The sequence below is a fragment of the Paenibacillus woosongensis genome, assembly GCF_009725165.1.
Taxonomy (GTDB): domain Bacteria; phylum Bacillota; class Bacilli; order Paenibacillales; family Paenibacillaceae; genus Fontibacillus; species Fontibacillus woosongensis.
In genome coordinates, this window is record NZ_WNZW01000005.1 from 190663 (window position 1) to 211038 (window position 20376).

Sequence of the window (20376 nt, forward strand, 5' to 3'; positions counted from 1 at the left end):
GACAGTGGAAGCGACCGAATCGGCAGCAAGGTTCGGTCGCCAAAGTAGAGGGGGAGTGAATCAAATTTGAGCAGCCATGAAATTGAAAAAATATACCCGCTGACGCCAACACAGGAGGGAATTTTATTCCATTCGCTGGTTGATCCTGATTCTGAAGCGTATTTTGAACATGTGTCCTTCACGATCAGAGGGAAGCTGTGTTCCCGAACGATGGAACAGAGCTTTGCAAAATTGGTCGAACGTTACGACGTTTTAAGAACGGTATTTATCTATACAGAGACTGAACAGCCGCTGCAAATCGTGCTCAGCCAACGCGAGCCGCGCATGGATTATAAGGATTTATCTGCTTATTCCACCGCTGAACAGAAGCGTTGGATCGAAGAGTATAAAGCCCGGGATCAGCAGCAGAAATTCGACCTGGAGGCAGGGCCATTGATTCGGATGGCCATCTTCAGAATCGATGAACGCACCCATCAAATCATTTGGAGATTTCATCATATTATTATGGACGGCTGGTGCCTTGGCATCCTTGCCCAGGATTTATTCCATATTTATGAGGCTCTCGCTGCCAATGCTCCAATTCAACTGTCCCCGCCGTATCCTTATAGTGATTATATCCAGTGGCTGGGCGAGCAGGATCAGGACGAGGCTCTACAGTACTGGAGAGACTATTTGGATGGTTATGAACTGCAGGCCGCGATCCCTTCCTCCAGGGCGGCTGGAGAGAAGGGGGGCTTCGACCACCGCAAATACCCATTTAAATGGGATGCCGAGACGACACGCAGATTGCACAAGCTTGCAGTCGACAATCAGGTTACGCTCAGTACGGTGTTCCATGCGTTATGGGGAATTTTGCTGCAGCAATACAACCATAGCGAGGATGTCGTATTCGGTTCCGTCGTATCGGGAAGGCCCCCGGAGCTGCCCGGGATCGAGAGCATGGTTGGCCTGTTCATTAATACGGTTCCTTTGCGGGTCAAAAGCGATGAACATACCTCCTTCCAGGAGCTGCTGCGCAAGGTGCATGATTCGATCCTGGAGGCCAATCGGTATAACTATGTTTCGCTTGCAGATATTCAGTCGGGAACGGTGCTGAAGCAGCATCTTATCAACCATATCATTGTATTCGAGAATTATCCGCTGGAGACGGCAGCCGACGGCGACGGGGAACAGCATCTTGCTATTACCGACAGTGAAATGCTGGAGCATACGAATTATGATCTGGACGTTACGGTGTTTCCCGAGGACGAGCTGGAAGTACTGCTTACCTATAACGGAACCGTGTACGACGAGGAGTTTCTGCGAAGACTGGAAGGTCATTTGAAGCAAATTACGGCGGCGGTATTAGGTAATGAGCAAATCCTTGTCCGGGATATCGAAATGATTACGGCAGGGGAGAAGCAAAAGCTATTATTCGAGTTTAACCGGACAGATAAGGATTATCGGTTCGACAAGCCTGCGCATCAGCTGTTTGAAGAACGGGCGCGCCTTCACCCCTCTAAAATTGCGCTTCTCTATCAAGGGGAGCAAATCACCTACGGGCAGTTAAACTGTAATGCGAACCGGCTCGCCCGGGTATTTCAGGAACGAGGGCTGGGACATGGTGATTTTGCGGCGGTCATGCTGGATCGCTCGCCGCTCATGGTTGAAAGCATACTGGCTATATGGAAATTGGGAGCAGCTTACATACCGGTAGATGCCCATTATCCCGAGGACAGAAAGGCAGGGATCATCGCCGACTCGGACGCCCGAATCGTCGTCACGTTATCGGAGTACGTGGAAGACGGGCTGCGTGCCGATTACTCGGGCCGATTTGTGGAGATGGACAAACTTGTCGTTCCGGCGGAGGAAGCGGACAGCCATGATCTTAATCTCCCGGTGGCGATTACCGACCTGGCTTATACGCTGTTTACCTCGGGATCGACGGGCAAGCCGAAGGGAGTCATGATCGAGCATCTGGGGATGCTGAACCATATTTGGGCGGAAGCGGACGATCTTCGCTTGTCCGAGCACATCGTATTTGCCCAAACGGCGAATCATTGCTTCGATATTTCGGTATGGCAGTTCTTCGGCGCTCTGGTGCTTGGGGGAACGACGGCGATATACCCAGATGAGCTGATTCTTGCGCCCGGGCAGTTCATCAATCAGGTGATTCGCGATCAAGTGACACTACTCGAGGTTGTGCCTTCATATTTGGCGGTTTTACTGGATTTGGTGGAGGAGCATTCGCTTCGCTTTGAACACTTGCAGCATTTGCTGATTACCGGGGAAGCAGCCACTCCGGCATTGGTTGCACGCTGGTTTGCGCTATGTCCCGGGATCAAGATGGTGAATGCATACGGACCGGCAGAAGCCTCCGACGACATTTGTCAATATGTGATGGAGCATACACCGGAGAACAGGGAATATATTCCGGTGGGCAAGCCGCTGTCCAACATCCGGATCTATATCGTGAACCGGCAAATGCATTTATGTCCCGTAGGGATCATCGGTGAAATCTGCGTGGCCGGCATTGCGGTCGGGAGAGGATATCTCAACGATCCGCTGCGGACCGGGGAGGCATTTACGGAGGATCCGTTTGCGCCGCAGCCGGGCGTCAGATTGTATAAAACGGGCGATTTGGGCAGATGGCTTCCAGACGGCAACATCGAATTTGTCGGCCGTAAGGATCATCAGGTCAAAATAAGAGGATTCCGCATTGAGCTCGGGGAAATCGAGCATCGGCTGGCCGAGCATGAACAGGTTCGGGAGGCTGCGGTGCTCGTGAAGGGAAGCGGAGAAGCGGAGAAATATTTATGCGCTTATTTCACCGCGAACATCGATCTCGGCATATCTGAAATAAAGGAGTATTTAAGCAGTTGTGTGCCGGAATATATGATTCCCTCCGTTTTTATGCAGCTTGAGGAAATGCCGCATAATGCCAACGGGAAGATTAACCGCAGCCAGCTTCCGGACCCCGTCCATCATCGTCTGGATGCCCCGTTTGTACCTGCCCGCAACGCTGTGGAAGAGGCGCTGGTGTCGATTTGGGCGGAGGTTCTGGACGTAAGGCGGGTAAGCGTTGAGGATGATTTCTTCGCCTTGGGCGGCCATTCACTGAAAGCAACGGTCATCGTCTCCAGAATCCATGGGGAGCTTGGCGCGGATGTGAAGGTGAAGGATATTTTCCAATATCCAACCGTAGCGCAGCTGGCCGAGCATATTCAGGAGCTCGGCGACAGACCGGGCGCCGCGTCAGCCATCACGCCAGCCCCGGTTCAAGACTACTACCCGGTGAGTCCGGCGCAAAGAAGGATGTATGTGCTGCATACGCTGGAAGAATCGGGCTCGACGGCGTACAACATGCCGTTTGCTTATCGTATTCAAGGACGTCTGGACACCGCTCAATTCCAGCAGGTGGTAACCCGGCTGACCGAACGTCACGAGTGTTTTAGAACGTCCTTCCACGTGGTGGATGGGGAGCTTGTGCAGGTCGTGCATCCCGAGGCGGAATGCAGGCTGGAAATAGTGGAGCTAAGGGGAGCTGACACGGGGGAAGTTAATCAGCGGATCTCATCGTTTATCCAGCCCTTCGATTTAGAAGCGGCACCGCTAATGCGGATGGAGCTGCTTCAGCTTGCTCAGGAGGAGCATGTCCTGCTTATTGATATGCATCATATTATTTCAGACGGCTTGTCTGGCGGCATCATGCTGCGTGAGCTGGAGCAGTTGTATCGCGGTGACACGCTGCCGCCGCTAGAGATTCAGTATAAGGATTATGCGATCTGGCTGAACGAACGGCTGGCCGGCGAAGAAATGAAGGAGCATGAAGCTTACTGGCTGGAGCATTATCGCGGCGAGCTGCCTGTGCTGAACATGCCTCTGGATTATAGAAGACCGCCAATGCAGACCTTTAACGGCTGTACACTGCAATTTGCGCTTCCGCATGAGCTGTCCGGGGCGCTGCGGGCGCTGGCCCATGACACGGGCTCCACATTATATGCGGTGCTGCTGGCCGCCTATAATATTCTGCTGTCGAAATATTCGGGACAGGAGGACATTGTCGTCGGCTCGCCAGTAGCCGGACGGACGCATCAGGATGTGCAGCAAATGCTGGGCATGTTCATCAATACGGTCGCGCTTCGCAGCTACCCGGAGCGGCATAAGACATTCCGCCAGTTTGTTCAAGAGGTGAAGGATCATACCTTATCGGCAATTGACCATCAGGATTTACCGTTCGAACGATTAGTGGAGCTTCTGGATGTGGAGCGGGATACGAGCCGCAACCCTCTCTTTGACACGATGTTCAACTTGACGGATCGGGAGCGGCAGGAAATTCATATCGGCGAAATGCTGCTCACTCCTTACGCGCTGCAGAGCGATATTTCCAAATTCGATCTTATGCTGGACGTATACACGGATGCTTCTGAGATTCATTTCGACTTGCAATACAATACGGATTTATTTACGGTCTTTACCGCAGAGCAGCTTGGTCAGCATTATATGGAGCTCCTGCATAATATCACCGCTGATCCGGATGTGCCTCTAATGAAGCTGGGTATGCTTGCGGCGGAGGAACGTAAGCAGATTCTGGCGATGGGTCAAGGCAAGGCCGCCGATTATGATTTTGCCCGTACCGTGCCATTGCGATTTGAACAGTTCGCCTTGGAGCAGCCGGAGGAGCCGGCAGTGCGTTGCACCGGAGAGGTGTTAACCTATGCGGAGCTGAATGCCCGGGCGAACCGGCTGGGGCGTTACTTGCAAAGACGATTAGGCGAGATTCCGGCAGACACGGTAGCGGCGGTGATGCTGGAGCGATCGCCCGATTTCATTCAAAGTGTGCTTGCCATTTGGAAGGCCGGCGGGGCTTACGTTCCGATCGACATAGAATACGGCGTTGAGCGCAAAGCGGGCATATTGGAGGATTCCGCCGCGCGGGTGCTCATTACCCGATCCGAATATTTGCAGGACGGTCTGGAGGATAGATATACAGGCGTAATTGTGTGCCTTGACCGAATCGCGGCGGATGTCATGGAAGAAAGCCCGGAGAATATCGGCATTGTGCCGGCAGCCGACAGCTTGGCTTATATTTTGTTTACCTCCGGATCAACGGGCAAGCCCAAAGGCGTGATGATCGAGCACAAAGGCCTGCTGAATCACATTCTAGCGGAGGCCGATGAACTGGGCTTGGATCAACGTCTCGTATTTGCTCAGAACGCTAATATCTGTTTTGATATCTCGGTTTGGCAATGTTTTGGCGCGCTGGCCCTGGGAGGGACAACGGCGATTTATTCGCAGGAGCTTGTACTGGAGGTGGAGCGGTTCCTTGAGGCGGTCATCGAGGACGGGGTAACGCTCCTGGAGGTTGTTCCATCGTACTTGGCTGTGATGCTGGATGTTCTGGTACAGACTAGGGCACAGCTGCCTTCGCTCCGTCAATTGTTAATTACGGGCGAAACGATTAAGCCGGATTTGGCCCGGAGATGGCTGGAGCTGTACCCGGGAATTCAAATCGTCAACGCCTATGGTCCCGCGGAGGCTGCTGATGATATTAGCCAATACGTAACCGGGCAGCTGCCGGAAGGGATGGAGATGGTCCCGATCGGCAAACCGCTGGCGAATTTTAACCTCTATGTAGTGGACGAACAGCTGGAATTATGTCCAGTTGGTGTGTATGGAGAGATTTGCGTGTCCGGCATCGGGGTAGGCCGGGGATATATTCATGATCCGGAACGAACGGGCCAGGCTTTCATGCAGGATCCCTTCATGCAGAAGCCAGACGCCAGCTTGCGACTATACCGAACCGGGGATTTAGGGCGCTGGCTTCCTGACGGAAACCTGGAATTCCTCGGGCGCAAGGACTTTCAGGTGAAAATCAGAGGCTTCCGCATTGAGCTGGAGGAGATCGAGGTTCGTATTTTGCAGGCTCCGCATATCAAGCAGGCGGTTGTGATGGCTAGAGAGGATGAGAACGGAAGTAAATACTTATGCGCCTATCTGGTGCTGGACGTACTTGCGCCGAATCAGCAAGAGGCCTGCCTCCGCGAGCTTAAGGATCGTCTGGAAAAGGCGCTGCCGAACTATATGATCCCCGCTTATTTCGTCACGCTGGAGCAGATGCCGCTGCTGGTCAGCGGCAAAATTGACCGGGCGGCACTGCCGGCTCCGGATCGAAGCGCAGCGATGGCGGGAGATTATGCCGCGCCGCGCAATGATCTGGAACAAGTGCTGGCAGCGATTTGGGAAGAGGTGCTTGGCGTCCAGCAGATCGGGATTGACCATAATTTCTTTGAGCTTGGCGGAGATTCCATCCGGGCCATCCAAATTTCCTCCAAACTAAGCAGCTGCGGCTACACGCTGAAGATGAAGGATTTGTTCCAGAACCCCGAGATCCGCAAGCTGTCCAAGTACGTCCAGAAGGATCAGCGTGAAATTGACCAGGGCCCTGTAGAGGGAGAGGTTGAGCTTACGCCGATTCAGAAGTGGTTCTTCGAATGCGGATTCTCACCGGCCAATCATTGGAACCAGGCGGTCGTCCTGTATAAACGGGACGGGTTCCAGATTGACCTGTTGTCCCAAGTCCTCACTGAGCTGACCCGTCATCATGACGCGTTAAGGATGGTATTCAAGCGGGAGGATGGAGCATGGATGCAGTATAACGAGGGGCTGGATGGGCAGGCAGAACGCGCCTGGTTTGATCTAGCTACGATGACCGTACCTGATGGGGATGAGGGCAGGCTGGAGATATCCCGCCAGATCGACCTGCTGCACGGGAGTATCGACCTGGAACGGGGGCCATTAGTTAAGGCCGGCCTATTCAAGACGAGCACCGGTGATCATCTGGCGATCATTATTCACCATCTGGTGATTGACGGCATTTCCTGGCGCATTTTATTTGAAGATTTAACACTGGCCTACGAGCAGGCTGCAAGCGGCAAGCCGATCCAGCTTCCCGCCAAAACGGATTCCTTCCAGACATGGGCGAAACAACTGAAGGAGCATGCTGCAAGCAAAGCCATGCGGAAGGAGCTAGACTACTGGCAGCAAATCGAATCTGCGGAGGTCAGAGCATTACCTAAATCGGGCCGCCGGGTAGGGCCGTTGAAGGTGCTCGATAATATGACGCATTCCTTCCAGTTGACCAAGCCTGAGACGGAGCAATTGCTCGGCAAGGTACACGGAGCGTACAACACGGAAATTAACGATATACTTCTCACCGCTTTGGGCCGGGCTGTCCGGCAGTGGACAGGCGAGGAGAAGGTGCTGATTTGCCTGGAAGGACACGGCCGCGAAGAAATTCTAAAAAATGTGAACGTCAGCCGAACCGTCGGCTGGTTTACATCGGTATATCCGGTGGTGCTGGACGTACCCGGTACGGCGGAGCTGTCCTATCAGATCAAGTCGGTCAAGGAGAGCATCCGGCGCATTCCGAATAAAGGAATTGGCTACGGGCTGCTCAAATATCTTGCTGCTGAACAAGGGAATGACAGTATCCGATTCCGGCTGGAGCCCGAAATCAAGTTCAACTATTTAGGACAATTTGATAATGACGTGAACACGGGCGTGTTCCAGGTTTCCGATCTTCCTTACGGTCAAACCGTCAGTCCGGAGGCCGAGAGGGAAATTGCCCTGAATATCGGCGGGCTTGTGGAGGACGGGCAGCTGACGATGTCTATCGAGTATAACCTGCAGGAATATGCGGAGGCAGACATTCGGGTCTTCGGAAATCATTTCAAATCGCAGCTGACCGAGATTATTAAGCACTGCGCGGACAAAGAGACGCAGGAGCTGACGCCTTCCGATGTGGCTGGGGACGATCTATCGATCGAAGAGCTGGAAGCTATTATGAATTTTTACAATAGTTAACAAATAGATTTAGAGGAGGGATGGTCATGAACGAAAAGCTGTCAATCGCCGGGGTATGCAACCTGACGCCGATGCAAGAGGGAATGCTCTTTCATTCCTATTTGAATCCGGAGTCCACGGCTTATTTCGAACAGTTTGCCTGTACCGTCACAGGGCAGCTGGACGTCGGGCTGCTGGAGAGAAGTTTTAACGCTCTGATCGACAAGTACGATGTGCTAAGGCTGAACTTCCTTCACGAAAATATGAAAAATCCGAAGCAGATTATTTTCAAGAAGCGCAGCATGTCCGTTCATTACGAAGATATATCCCAAATGGACAAGGCAGAGCAGGAGCTATATATACAACGCTTCATCGAGGCCGATCAGAAGAAGGGCTTCGACCTGGCGAAGGATATGCTGCTGCGGGCGGCTGTGCTGCAAACGGATCAGCAAATAGATCAGCAAGCGGGGCGTCGTTATAAGCTGATTTGGAGCTATCATCATATCATTATGGATGGCTGGTGCTTGAAAACGATCGTACAGGAACTGTTCGATGTATATAAAGCGCTGAGCCAGGGCGCAGCTCTGGAGCTGGATGAGGCGCCTCCCTTCGCTAGCTACATCCAGTGGCTGGATCGCCAGGATCGCGAGGAGGCCCGCCGTTATTGGGCCGATTATGTGCAAGGCTATGATTCGGCGATTAAACTGCCTTCTTTCGGGATTCGACGCCAGGACGGCAAGGGGCATCACGACCAAGGCATGATGCGCCAGAAGGCGAACGAGCAAATCGATCGCAGCTATCAAATCAGCGAGGAGACGGCTCAGCGGCTGGAGCAGGTGGCCAAAGCCCATCAAGTGACGCTAAATACGGTGCTCCAGTCCGCTTGGGCGCTGCTGTTAGGCCGTTACAACGGAACCGAGGATGTAGTCTTCGGTTCCGTCACCTCCGGCCGGCCGGCGGAAGTGGACGGGGTTGAGCAGATGATCGGGCTGTTCATCAACACCGTTCCCATCAGGATTACCTTCCATGGCGACCAAACCTTCTCTTCTCTCATTCAACAAGTGCAACTTACCTCCTTAGAAACGCAAAACTACGATTTTTATCCACTTGCAGAAATTCAGTCCCTATCAACCAAGAAACAGCACCTAATCGATCATATTTACGCCTTTCAGAACTATCCGGTGAGTGCGGATCCGCTGGACGAAGCAGAGGCGAAAGAGCCATTCGCTATTAGCGAGCTGGAGGATTTTGAACAGACGCATTATGATTTCAATCTTATTTTGATGCCGAATGAAGGCCTTGAGGTCAAATTCAAATATAATGCGGCCCGCTATGAACAGGCGGCGATGGATCGCTTGTTCCAGCATTATGAGCAAGTGCTGAATACGGTCAGCCAAAATGCGAATGTGCTTCTGCGGGATATTTCAGTAATTACGGCCGAGGAACGAGAGTTAATCTTACACAGGTTTAACGACACGGCAGGCGAGTATCCGCGGGACCAAACCATCGTGCAATTGTTCGAGCGTCAGGCCGAGCGAGTTCCCGGAAATCTTGCCATCGTTCATCACGGTGAAAATCTGACATATAAAGCATTGAACGATAAAGCCAATCAACTTGCAGCCAGGCTCATCAGCAGAGGAGTCGGCCCCGATCAGATCGTCGGCCTGGTCGGGGAGCGTTCCGCGGACACGGTGATCGGCATGCTGGGGATTTTGAAGGCAGGGGGCGCTTATTTGCCCATCGATCCGGAATACCCTGCCGACCGCATTGAATATATGCTTCTCGACAGCCAGGCGAAATGGGTTGTTACTCCGCGATGCTACGCGGAACGCCTGGCGAGTGAAGCTGAGGTGATCATTCTTGATGAGAACGAGCCGGAAAGGGAGCCTGCCTCCAATCTGGACCAGCAGCTTGATGAGCCGCCGCTCCAGGTGAGGCAGAACCCTGTGAAGCCTGCAAATTTAGCCTACGTCATGTACACGTCAGGTTCAACGGGGCGGCCCAAAGGGGTTATGATCGAGCACCAGAATGTAGTTCGTCTTGTCCAGAATACGAACTACATTCCGTTTCGGCCGGGGGATCGCATCCTGCAAACGGGGGCTCCTGTGTTTGATGCCTGCACGTTTGAAATATGGGGCGCGCTGCTAAACGGGCTGGAGCTGTATATTATCGATAAAACATCGATCCTGGATCCAGAGAAGCTGGGCCAAGCGCTTCGCGAATACAGCATTACGACGATGTGGCTCACCTCCCCGCTGTTTAATCAGCTGGCCCAGCAGCAGCCGGAGTTGTTCCAGCCGCTTCGCTATCTGATTGTCGGCGGAGATGCCCTCTCGCCCAAGCATATTCAACAGGTGGCGGAGCAGTGCAAGGGCACGACGCTGATCAATGGGTATGGACCGACCGAGAATACGACCTTCTCCTGCTGCTATACGATTACTTCACAGGAGGAGAAGAGCATTCCGATTGGCGGGCCGATTGCTCATTCTACGGCTTATGTCGTCGATTTATACGGGCACTTATGCCCCGTCGGTGTGCCGGGCGAGCTATGGGTCGGGGGCGACGGTGTGGCTCGGGGCTACATCAATAACGAGGCGCTGACCTCGGAGAAATTCATGGCCAGTCCGTTTACGGAAGGTGAGCGTGTTTACCGCACGGGAGATGCAGCAAGCTGGCTCCCGGACGGTACGATCGAGTTCATCGGCCGGCTGGATCATCAGGTGAAAATCAGGGGATTCCGCATTGAAATCGGGGAGATTGAAAGCCGGATCCAGCTGCACAAGGCCGTGAAGGAAGCGATCGTCACGGTATGGGACAAAGGCGAAGGCAGCAAGGCCCTATGTGCTTATCTCGTCTGCGAGGGTGAACTGGGTGCAGCGGAAATCAGGCAATATTTGGCGGGCTATCTTCCTGATTACATGATTCCTTCCCATTGGGTATTCATGGATCAGCTGCCGCTGACCCCGAACGGCAAGGTTCACCGCCAAGCTCTGCCCGTGCCGGAGGAGAGCGCAGCATATGAAGGTATCTATGTTGCCCCGCGCAATGAGGCGGAGCAGAAGCTCGCCGACATATGGAGCGATGTGCTAGGCGTGCCTGCTGTCGGCGTGAATGATCATTTCTTTGAGCTGGGCGGCCACTCCTTGACGGCCCTGAAGCTGGTTTCGGAAGTGAAGAAGCAATTTCAGGTTCAGCTGCCGCTGGCGGATGTGTTCCAGACCCCTGTACTTGCAGACATGGCGGCCCGCATTGGCGGGAATCAGGAAGCGGGTTCTGATCCCGCACTAGCTATCGAGCCTGCCCCGGCGGCTGAATACTATCCCGCGTCCTCGGCGCAAAAACGGCTGTTTATTCTAAATGGAATGACAGGCATGGATACCGCATACAACATGCCGTTTGTGATGCAAATCGAGGGCAGGCTTGATGTGAAGCGGCTGGAAGAGGCGTTTCAAGCGTTGATTGCGCGTCATGAGCCCTTGCGGACTTCCTTTACCCTCCTTCAGGGCGAGCCTGTTCAGCGAATTCATGACCGCGTTGATTTTACGATGGAGCAGCTGGACGTTCATCCTGATCAGAATATGGAGGATATCGTCGATCAACTGGTCACGCCGTTCGATCTTGGCCAGGCTCCATTGCTGCGGGCCGCTCTCGCCAAACGCCAGGAGGAGCGATATGTGCTCGTCATTGATATCCATCATATTGTCGCTGACGGCTCTTCCATCAGCGTCATCGTGAAGGAATTCAGCGAGCTGTACAACGGTCAAGGCTTGGAGCGTTTAGGTGTTCAGCGCATTCAATATAAAGATTTTGCCGTCTGGCAAAATAAGCAGCTCGGCTCCGGGGGCTTGCAGCGGCATGAGCGCTACTGGCTGGAACAGTTCGCCGAGGAGCCTCCGGTACTGAATATGCTGACCGATTACCCGCGTCCGCAAATTCAAAGCTACGAGGGAGCGGTTGCCTCCGTGGAAATCGACCAGGAACTGTCGTCCCGGCTGAAGCAGCTTGCTAATGAAACGGGAGCTACCTTGTATATGGTTTTGCTTGCCGCTTACAGTGTGCTGCTGTCTAAGTATTCGGCTCAGGAGGATATCGTGATCGGCTCTCCGACGGCGGGCAGAACCCATGCAGACGTGCTTCATACGGTCGGTATGTTCGTCAATACGCTGGCATTGCGCCTGAAGCCGGGAGCGCAGAAGACATTCGGGGATTTCCTGAATGAGGTGAAGCTAACGGCCTTGCAGGCTTTCGAGCATCAGGACTACCAATACGAAGATCTCATCGAGCAGCTCGGCTTACGGCGGGATATGAGCCGCAATCCGCTGTTCGATACGGTGTTCACCTTGCAGAACATCGATATTCAAGAGGCTGATTTAACTGGACTGGCCGTGCAATCCTGCTCTTGGGATGGCCGAATGTCCAAGTTCGATTTGACCTTGACGGTGGTCGAGCGGGAGCAAGGCATGTTCATCGACGCAGAGTATGCTGTCAAATTGTTTAAGGCTGCTACGATTGAACGGCTGCTGAAGCATTTTGTCCAGGTGCTGCGAGTCATTGCCGCGGGTAAAGAGATGAAGCTCGCAGATATCGAATTGCTGTCGCCAGAGGAGCGGCAGCAAATGATGGTTGATTTCAATGGTTCCCGCGCCGGCTACCCGCGCAACCGGACGGTATATGAACTGTTTGCGGAACAGGCCGGGCGGACGCCGGAGCATATCGCCCTTGTATTTAAGGAGGAGCGGTTAACTTATCGGCAATTGGACGAGATGGCGGGCAGGTTTGCTCAAATGCTGCGGGAGCTTGGCGTCAAGCGTGGCGAAGTTACGGCCATTATGGCTGAGCATTCGATCGAAATGATCGTTGCCGTGCTCGCCGTGCTCAAGGCAGGAGGAGCTTATCTGCCGATCGACCATGAATATCCGGCCGACCGCATCGCTTATATTTTGGAGGATAGCAATGCTGGCCTGCTCTTGACTAAGAGCCGGCTGCTGCAAGCGAAAGATATGCTTGCTCCAGATATGAAGGTTCATATGGCCGGAAGGCATATTCAAGCGATTGATCTGGAGGATGCGCTTGTTACGTCCAGGGAAGCGGGGCCGCAGCCTTCGTCAACATCGTCAGCGCCAATACCAACGACGTCCTCATCGCCATCTACATCAACGCCACCGCTGGCATCTGCGGAGGCCTCGCCAACCGACCTGGCCTATGTCATTTACACCTCCGGTTCGACGGGCAAGCCAAAGGGCGTGATGATCGAGCATCGTTCCTTGCTGAATATGACCGGCTGGTACCAGACGTACTACCAACTGACAGACGCGGACAAATGTACGAAATATGCCGGATTCGGCTTCGATGCTTCGGTGTGGGAGATTTTCCCGGCCCTCTTGTCAGGCAGCGAGCTGCACATCATTCCGGAGGAAATTCGATACGATGTACGGTTATTAGCGGAATATTACAACAACAGCCGTATTTCCATCAGCTTCTTGCCGACGGCGGTCTGCGAGCAGTTCATCCAGCTCGACAACGACTCGCTGCGCATGCTGATTACGGGGGGAGATAAACTCAGAGTATATCGTCCGACGCCTTATGAGCTGGTCAATAACTATGGGCCGACGGAGAACACCATCGTGACGTCGGCATTCAAGGTCAAGGGAGAGTACGACAATATTCCGATCGGCAAGCCGATCGACAATGTGCGGGTCTATATCCTGGATGCCAATGACAAGCTGCTCCCGGTTGGGGTGCCTGGCGAACTCTGCGTTGCCGGGGACAGCTTGGCCCGGGGTTATATGAACCGGCCTGACTTGACGGCGGAGAAGTTTACGAGCGACCCGTTCTATCCCGGCGAAAGAATGTACCGGACCGGAGATTTGGCCAGATGGCTGCCGGAAGGCGACCTCGAGTATTTAGGCCGGATGGATGAACAGGTTAAAATCCGCGGTTACCGCATCGAGCTGGGCGAGGTAGAGAATGTTCTGCTGAAGCAGGCGGGGATCAAGGAGGCTGTTGTCCTGGCGATAGAGAACCTGCGGCAAGAACCGGAGTTATGCGCCTATATTGCCGCTTCCCGGGAATGGCCGGTACGGGAGCTGAGAGAGCACCTGGCCCGGGAATTGCCGGAATACATGCTTCCAGTCCATTATGTGTTCCTGGATGAACTGCCATTAACCGCGAACGGCAAAGTGAACCGCCGTGCGCTGCCGCAGCCCGACTTCCATTCCGCGGCAACGGATAACCATGTTCCGCCGCGCAGTAAAACGGAGCAGAGACTGGCTGAGATTTGGTCTGATGTGCTCGGGGTGGAGCAGGTCGGGGCGCATAGCCATTTCTTCGAGCTTGGCGGGCATTCATTGAAGGCGGCGGCGCTGACCTCCGGCATTAAGGAAGCTTTTCAAGTTGACCTGCCGCTAAGCGGCGTCTTTCGCCATCCTATTCTGGAGCAGATGGCTGCGGGGATTGATGCGCTGGAGCGGCAGGGATACACGGAAATTGAACGCATCCCCGATCAGGAGGATTACCCGGTATCCTCAGCGCAAAAGCGTCTGCTGATTTTGAACGAGCTGGAGGGTGCCGGAACGACGTACAATATGCCTTTTGTCCTGCAGTTGTCTGGAAGTCTGGATCGCTCCAGGCTGGAGCAGGCATTCGATGCCTTGATTCGCAGGCATGAAGCCTTCCGAACTTCGTTCCAGCTTAGGGGAGGCGGACTGGTGCAAATTGTGCATCCAGAGGTCGTATTTCAGATCCGGGAAATGGTCATTATGGATGAGCCTGCGCGAATCAAGGAGGCCATCCGGCAATTTGTTCAGCCTTTCGATCTGCAGCAGGCACCGTTAATTCGCGTGGGGCTGGCAAGCCTTCATGCGGACAAGCATATTCTGATGATCGACATGCATCATATCATCTCAGACGGAGAGTCTGTGCGCCTGCTGGTTGAGGAGCTAAGCCAGCTGTACAGCGGCCAAGAGCAGAGCAGTACTGCAACGCGGGTGGAATATAAGGATTATGCGGTCTGGCAAAATAAAATGCTTCAATCGGAAGCCTATCGACAGCAGGAGCAATACTGGCTGGAGCGCTTCGCGGGAGAATTGCCGGTGCTCACGCTACCTACCGATTATGCGCGTCCGCAAATGCAGAGCTTCGAGGGGGATAGCTTGACGGTTAGGCTGGATAGCGATTTAAGCTCTCGCATACTTGAAGCGGCTGCGCGGACAGGAACTACCTTGTATATGTTCCTGCTTGCCGCATACAACATTCTCTTATCCAAATATGCGAACCAGGAGGATATTATCGTCGGTACGCCGACCGCAGGCAGGGCGCGGAAGGAACTGGAGGGCATCATAGGGATGTTTGTTAACACCCTTGCCATCCGTACTCAGCCTGAAGGGCATAAGCACTTCGGGGATTTCCTGGAGGAAGTGAAGGAGCATTCACTGCAGGCGTTCGAGAATCAACTGATCCAGTACGAGGATCTGCTGGAGAAGCTGGAGGTCGCGCGGGACGTAAGCCGCAATCCGCTATTTGACACGATGTTTGCCGTGGATAATGTCGGGGTCGAGGAGATTCAGCTGGATGGCCTGCGTATGGAGCCATACCCGTTCGACAACGGCACGTCCAAATTCGATTTGATGGTTACGGCGGCAGAAGATGGAGCGGAGATCCGTTTGGATATCGAATATGCCGTCAAGCTATTCCGCAAAGATACGATTGAGCGCTTGATTGCGCACTATGTTCAAATCTTGCGGGCCGTTACGGCAGATATGGATATTAAATTGTACGACATCGGTCTGCTGCTGGAGGAGGAGCGGCGGCAAATTATCGCAGACTTCAATGATACGGCAGCTTACTATCCGCACCAAACGATCCATGAGCTGTTCGAAGAGCAGGCGGAACAGCAGGCAGACCGCATCGCAGTTGTCTATGGCGATACGGAGCTGACTTACCGCGAGCTTAACGCCAAGGCGAACCAGCTCGCCGCAATATTGCGGGACAAGGGAGTTGCCCCTGATCGGATTGTGGCGATTATCGGGGATCGCACGCTGGAAATGATCATCGGCATGCTGGCGATTCTGAAGGCAGGGGGCGCTTATCTTCCGATTGATCCGGATTATCCGATGGACCGGGTCGAATATTTCCTTAAGAATAGCGAGGCCAAAGTGCTGCTTGCCCGCAGTTGTTACGCAGACAGAGCGATAGATGGCGTAGAAGCTGTCGTATTGGATCACAAGCAGCTGGACAATCTTGATGCGCCTAATCTCCCCCATGAGACGAACCCCGGTCATCTCGCTTATGTGATGTATACTTCGGGATCTACGGGACTGCCTAAAGGGGTTATGGTCGAGCATCTCGGCGTCGCCCGGCTGGTCAGGAATACGAATTATGTGCGCTTCACGCGAGAGGATCGCGTGCTGCAGACAGCGGCTCCGGTATTCGACGTCAGTGTATTTGATATTTGGGGAGCATTGCTGAATGGCGCGCGCCTGTACCTGGTCGATAAATTTACACTGCTGGATCCGATCCGGGTCGAATCCGTGCTTCAGCAGCATCGCATCACGATGTTATGGCTGACATCGCCGCTATTTACCCAGTTCGCCCAGCAGAAGCCGGATATGTTCCGTACGGTTAGCTACTTGATCGTCGGCGGAGATATTCTCTCCCCGAAGCATATCCAGCTTGTGAGGGAGCATTGCGGGCAGTTGACCGTGGTAAATGGGTACGGTCCTACGGAGAACACCTCGTTCTCCTGCTGCTTCATCATCGAAGAAGCGTATGAGAAAAGCGTGCCGATTGGGCCGCCGATCAGCAATTCAACGGCATATATCGTCGATAAATACGGAAACCTGAATCCGGTCGGCGTGCCTGGCGAGCTCTGGGTCGGAGGGGACGGTGTTGCCCGCGGATACATGAACAATGAAGAGCTGACCAGGCAGAAGTTCATTCCCAATCCTTTTGTTCCAGGGGATCGGGTATATCGGACGGGGGATGCGGCAAGATGGCTTCCTGACGGCTCCATCGAGTTCATTGGCAGAATGGACAATCAGGTTAAGATCAGAGGGTTTCGAGTCGAAATTGGCGAGATCGAAAGTGTTCTGCTTAACCACCCGGCGGTCAAGGAAGTCGTCATTCTCGTTAAGGAATATGAAGAAACGAACAAGTTCCTCTGTGCTTACGTAGTAGCCGACGGAGAGTTGACCGTTCCAGCCGTTAAGGAATATATGGCCCAGCAGCTGCCCGACTATATGATTCCTTCCGCATTCGTATTCATGGAGGTGCTGCCGCTGAACGTCAACGGCAAGGTCGATCGCAAAGCGCTCCCTGAACCGGAATACCACGGAGGCGATGTGGAGTACACCGCTCCAAGAAATGAGCACGAGGAGCTGGCCGTTCAGGTCTGGTCGGAAATTCTGGGCATAGAGCGGATCAGCGTCCATGATAATTTCTTTGCCATTGGGGGCCATTCGTTAAAGGCGATGCAGATGGTATCGAAGCTGGCCGAGCGTGGTTGGACCATCAGCATCAACCAGGTTTTTGCCCATCAGACTCCTGCCGAGTTGTCGGCTTATGCGCAGCGTCTGGCTCCTGACGAGAAGCAGCGGATTACGGATGTCCGGCAGGCGGAGCAGTGGCTCAGCGGCCGTCTCCAGCGATCCTGCGAGTGGAAGACCTACTTCGTTGAGGACGAGGAATATTCCATCGTTCATATAGTTGGTCTGGATGATGCGCTGAAGCAGGAAGCGGAGACGTTGATCGCCGAGCATTTGGATGAGCGTCTGCACCCGCATTATTTGCTCGATGCCAGGGAACTGAATGAGGATACAAGGCATCCAAGCATGAGCCGGGAGGAGCTGAATGCACGGCTGCAATTGCAGCAGACAGAAGCTGCGGCCTGGGTCGATGGCATGCTTGAGCAGATTTGGCACATGCAGGAGCTCTATGCGCAGGGAGTTACGGGCGGACAGGTCGTGAAGGAATACGGAATTTCACCTTCACAAATGTATCATTTCAAGCATAAAGACGTGTCGGGAACGATGGTGAAATGGAATCAGGCGCTTCAGCCGGATCTGCTGCGCCAGGCGCTTCAGCAAATTGTATCCGCTGAAGAGGTGATGCGCAGTGTGCTGGTTCAAAGTGATGGAGATGAGGAAGGATACTGGCAGCTGCATGAGCGCCCGCAACAGCTTGAATTGCCCATGATCGATATTTCCCCATTCGAGCAAGGTACGCAGACGGATATTTTGAAGTCGCTCATGAACAGGTTCTTTATTAAGCCATACTCGGACAAGGATCCACTCATGTACCGTGTGCTGCTGGTTAAGCAGAGTGTGAAGGAATATTTGCTGCTGCTTCCGTTCTCCCACACCATTTTCGATTATATGAGCAATGAAGTCCTCCGCAGCCAAGTGATCGAAGGCTATGAGCTTCTCCGCCAAGGGAAGGCAGTCAAGCCGAAACAGGGCGCGACATTTACGGACTTCATAGCGCAAATTAGCCGAGGCCCGGAAGGAATATCGGCCAAGGAGCTTTATGAGCTCTATGACCTTCGCAATTTCGGGACGGTGGCAAGGCAGATCGCCGCGGCCATGCAAACGCGAAGCGGGGACGGCCGGGCGCAGATAACGGTCATCAACCACAGCATCAATCTGAAGCAGCTAGCGGAAGGGCATAAGGATGCAGAGAGCAGGTGGAAGCTGGCGATGGGCATCTTTGTTGAATTCTTTAGCGCATATCTGGGCGTGGAGCAGATTCCGATGTGGATGACCCACTTCGGAAGACAGTACGGGGAGGCCGCATATTTTGACATCGTCGGCGAATGTATTGATTACATTCCCCTGCTGCTGGACCTTAAGCAGGATATGGATATGCAGAGCAAGCTGGTCAGCAAGAAGCTGCAAACCGCCTCGGACTACAACATTCATTTTGCGAATCTGCTATATAACGAATCGATAGATCCGGATTTTGCGGAAGCGAGAAATGCTTTGCTCGCCGCCTTTGAGGAGACGCCTGTCAATTTCAATTATCTGGGTGAGCTGAGTGGAGAAGCAGATTTAGAATACTTGGATGCAGAAGGCGTGAATTGCGACGATCCAAACCGGATTCTCTATATGACCTGGCATCAGGGCAACCATATTCATATTACGCTGGCGCTTCCAGTGGAAGAGAGCTGCGAATCCATCCGGAGCATGCTGGATAAGGCGGCCCGGGAACAGGTTAAAGGGTATGCCTCTGCACAACTGAAAGGTGTAAATCTATGAGAGACACAAGAAATATTGCGATCTTCAGTTTAAGCCGCTTAATTACGGAGTTGGGAACGTCCATTTTCCGCTTTGCGCTCAGTCTGTATATTCTCGATCTCACCGGTTCAGCCAGCATGTTCGCCCTTGTATTGAGTTTTACTTATATTCCGGGCATCTTCGTCAATATTTTCGCCGGGGTGTTCGTGGATCGCAGCAATAAAAAACGGATTATGGTTACGACCGACTTCCTTAGCGGCACATCGATTTTACTGTTAATGCTGCTGTTTCAATTTTACCACGACAGCATCCTGCTCTTTATTGTGTATGCGATGATAATGAGCACGCTCCAGGCGTTCTTTACACTGACGATCAATTCGTCTGTGCCCAACATCGTTGCTCCCGAACGGGTAGCTACGGTGAATTCCAGCAACCAGAGCATAGGGGCCCTGATCAGTATTTTGGGGCCCGTGCTCGGGGCTGTCGCCTATAGTAAGTTCGGCCTGGAGAAAATTTTCTTGATCGAAGGGGTTGCGTTCATCCTTTCCGGATTTCTCAACATGGCGCTGAAGTTCTCATCCCGCAAGGAGCATATGGGGGAGATCAAGCCTTATGTGGAAAGCTTGAAGGAGGTGTATCAATACATCAGGCAGCGTGCTGCGATCAAGTACTTGTTATCGATATTCGTCGTGGTTAACTTTGTCATCGCGCCGGCGGTTTCGTTAATCCTGCCCTTTATTGTCTATCAAGCGCTGGATATGACGCCCCAACAGCTGTCGTTCATTGAAGCCGCATTAGCGGTAGGCGTGATTATCGGAGCCATCATTGTTTCGGTGCCCAAGATTAATCGTTTTATTACCAATAAAATTTTCATTCTGATTCAGCTGCAAGGCTTCGTCATCGCCATGTGGATGTTTCCGAAATGGCCGATCTTCGATATGAGCGCAAAGATTACGCTGATGGCCGGCTATATGATTGTCTTGGCGCTGACGGGTGCGCTGAATACGATGGGCAATATTCCTATGCTCTCCTATGTGCAAATTTATATTCCCGAGCGGATCAGAGCCAGTATTCTTGGGGTGGTCAATACGGTGACTACTATTGCCGTGCCTGTTGGCATGTGGGTATACGGTGCTGCTCTGGAAGGTATGGATTGGTCTTATATCGCTGTAATTTCTGGTGCAGGTCTATTCGTTGTTGGTTTTATAGCCTATCGCAACCGCGAGCTAAGAGAGTTCTTCACCCAGGATGCCGAGCCGGAGCCGGTGAGAGCGGTGGAAGTGCATGAAGCCTGACATGGATGATGAGAAAACGATAATCGATG

3 protein-coding genes are annotated in these 20376 nt (G+C 53.3%); all 3 read left to right on the forward strand.

Translation table 11 applies throughout. The features are described from left to right. Positions 1–66 precede the first annotated feature (66 nt). From GNP95_RS15005 to GNP95_RS15015, 3 genes are read left to right on the forward strand one after another with little or no spacing between them, the layout of a single operon-like run. Complete coding sequence (locus GNP95_RS15005; RefSeq protein WP_155611677.1) at positions 67–7845, forward strand: non-ribosomal peptide synthetase; 7779 nt, start codon at positions 67–69, stop codon at positions 7843–7845. A gap of 26 nt (positions 7846–7871) precedes the next feature. Then, entirely contained in the window at positions 7872–19073 is an 11202-nt protein-coding gene (locus tag GNP95_RS15010) for a non-ribosomal peptide synthetase (protein ID WP_196427192.1), read from the forward strand. Then, a complete protein-coding gene (locus GNP95_RS15015) occupies positions 19070–20347 on the forward strand; it encodes an MFS transporter (RefSeq protein WP_155611679.1) in 1278 nt (425 codons plus the stop codon). Before GNP95_RS15010 ends, GNP95_RS15015 begins: the two co-directional genes overlap by 4 nt. Positions 20348–20376: the final 29 nt, after the last annotated feature.

What these genes read in the sequence shown, in the direction of transcription:
- GNP95_RS15010 (WP_196427192.1), top strand. Translation starts at nt 7,872, where the DNA reads ATGAACGAAAAGCTGTCAATCGCCGGGGTATGCAACCTGACGCCGATG.
- GNP95_RS15015 (WP_155611679.1), top strand. Translation starts at nt 19,070, where the DNA reads ATGAGAGACACAAGAAATATTGCGATCTTCAGTTTAAGCCGCTTAATT.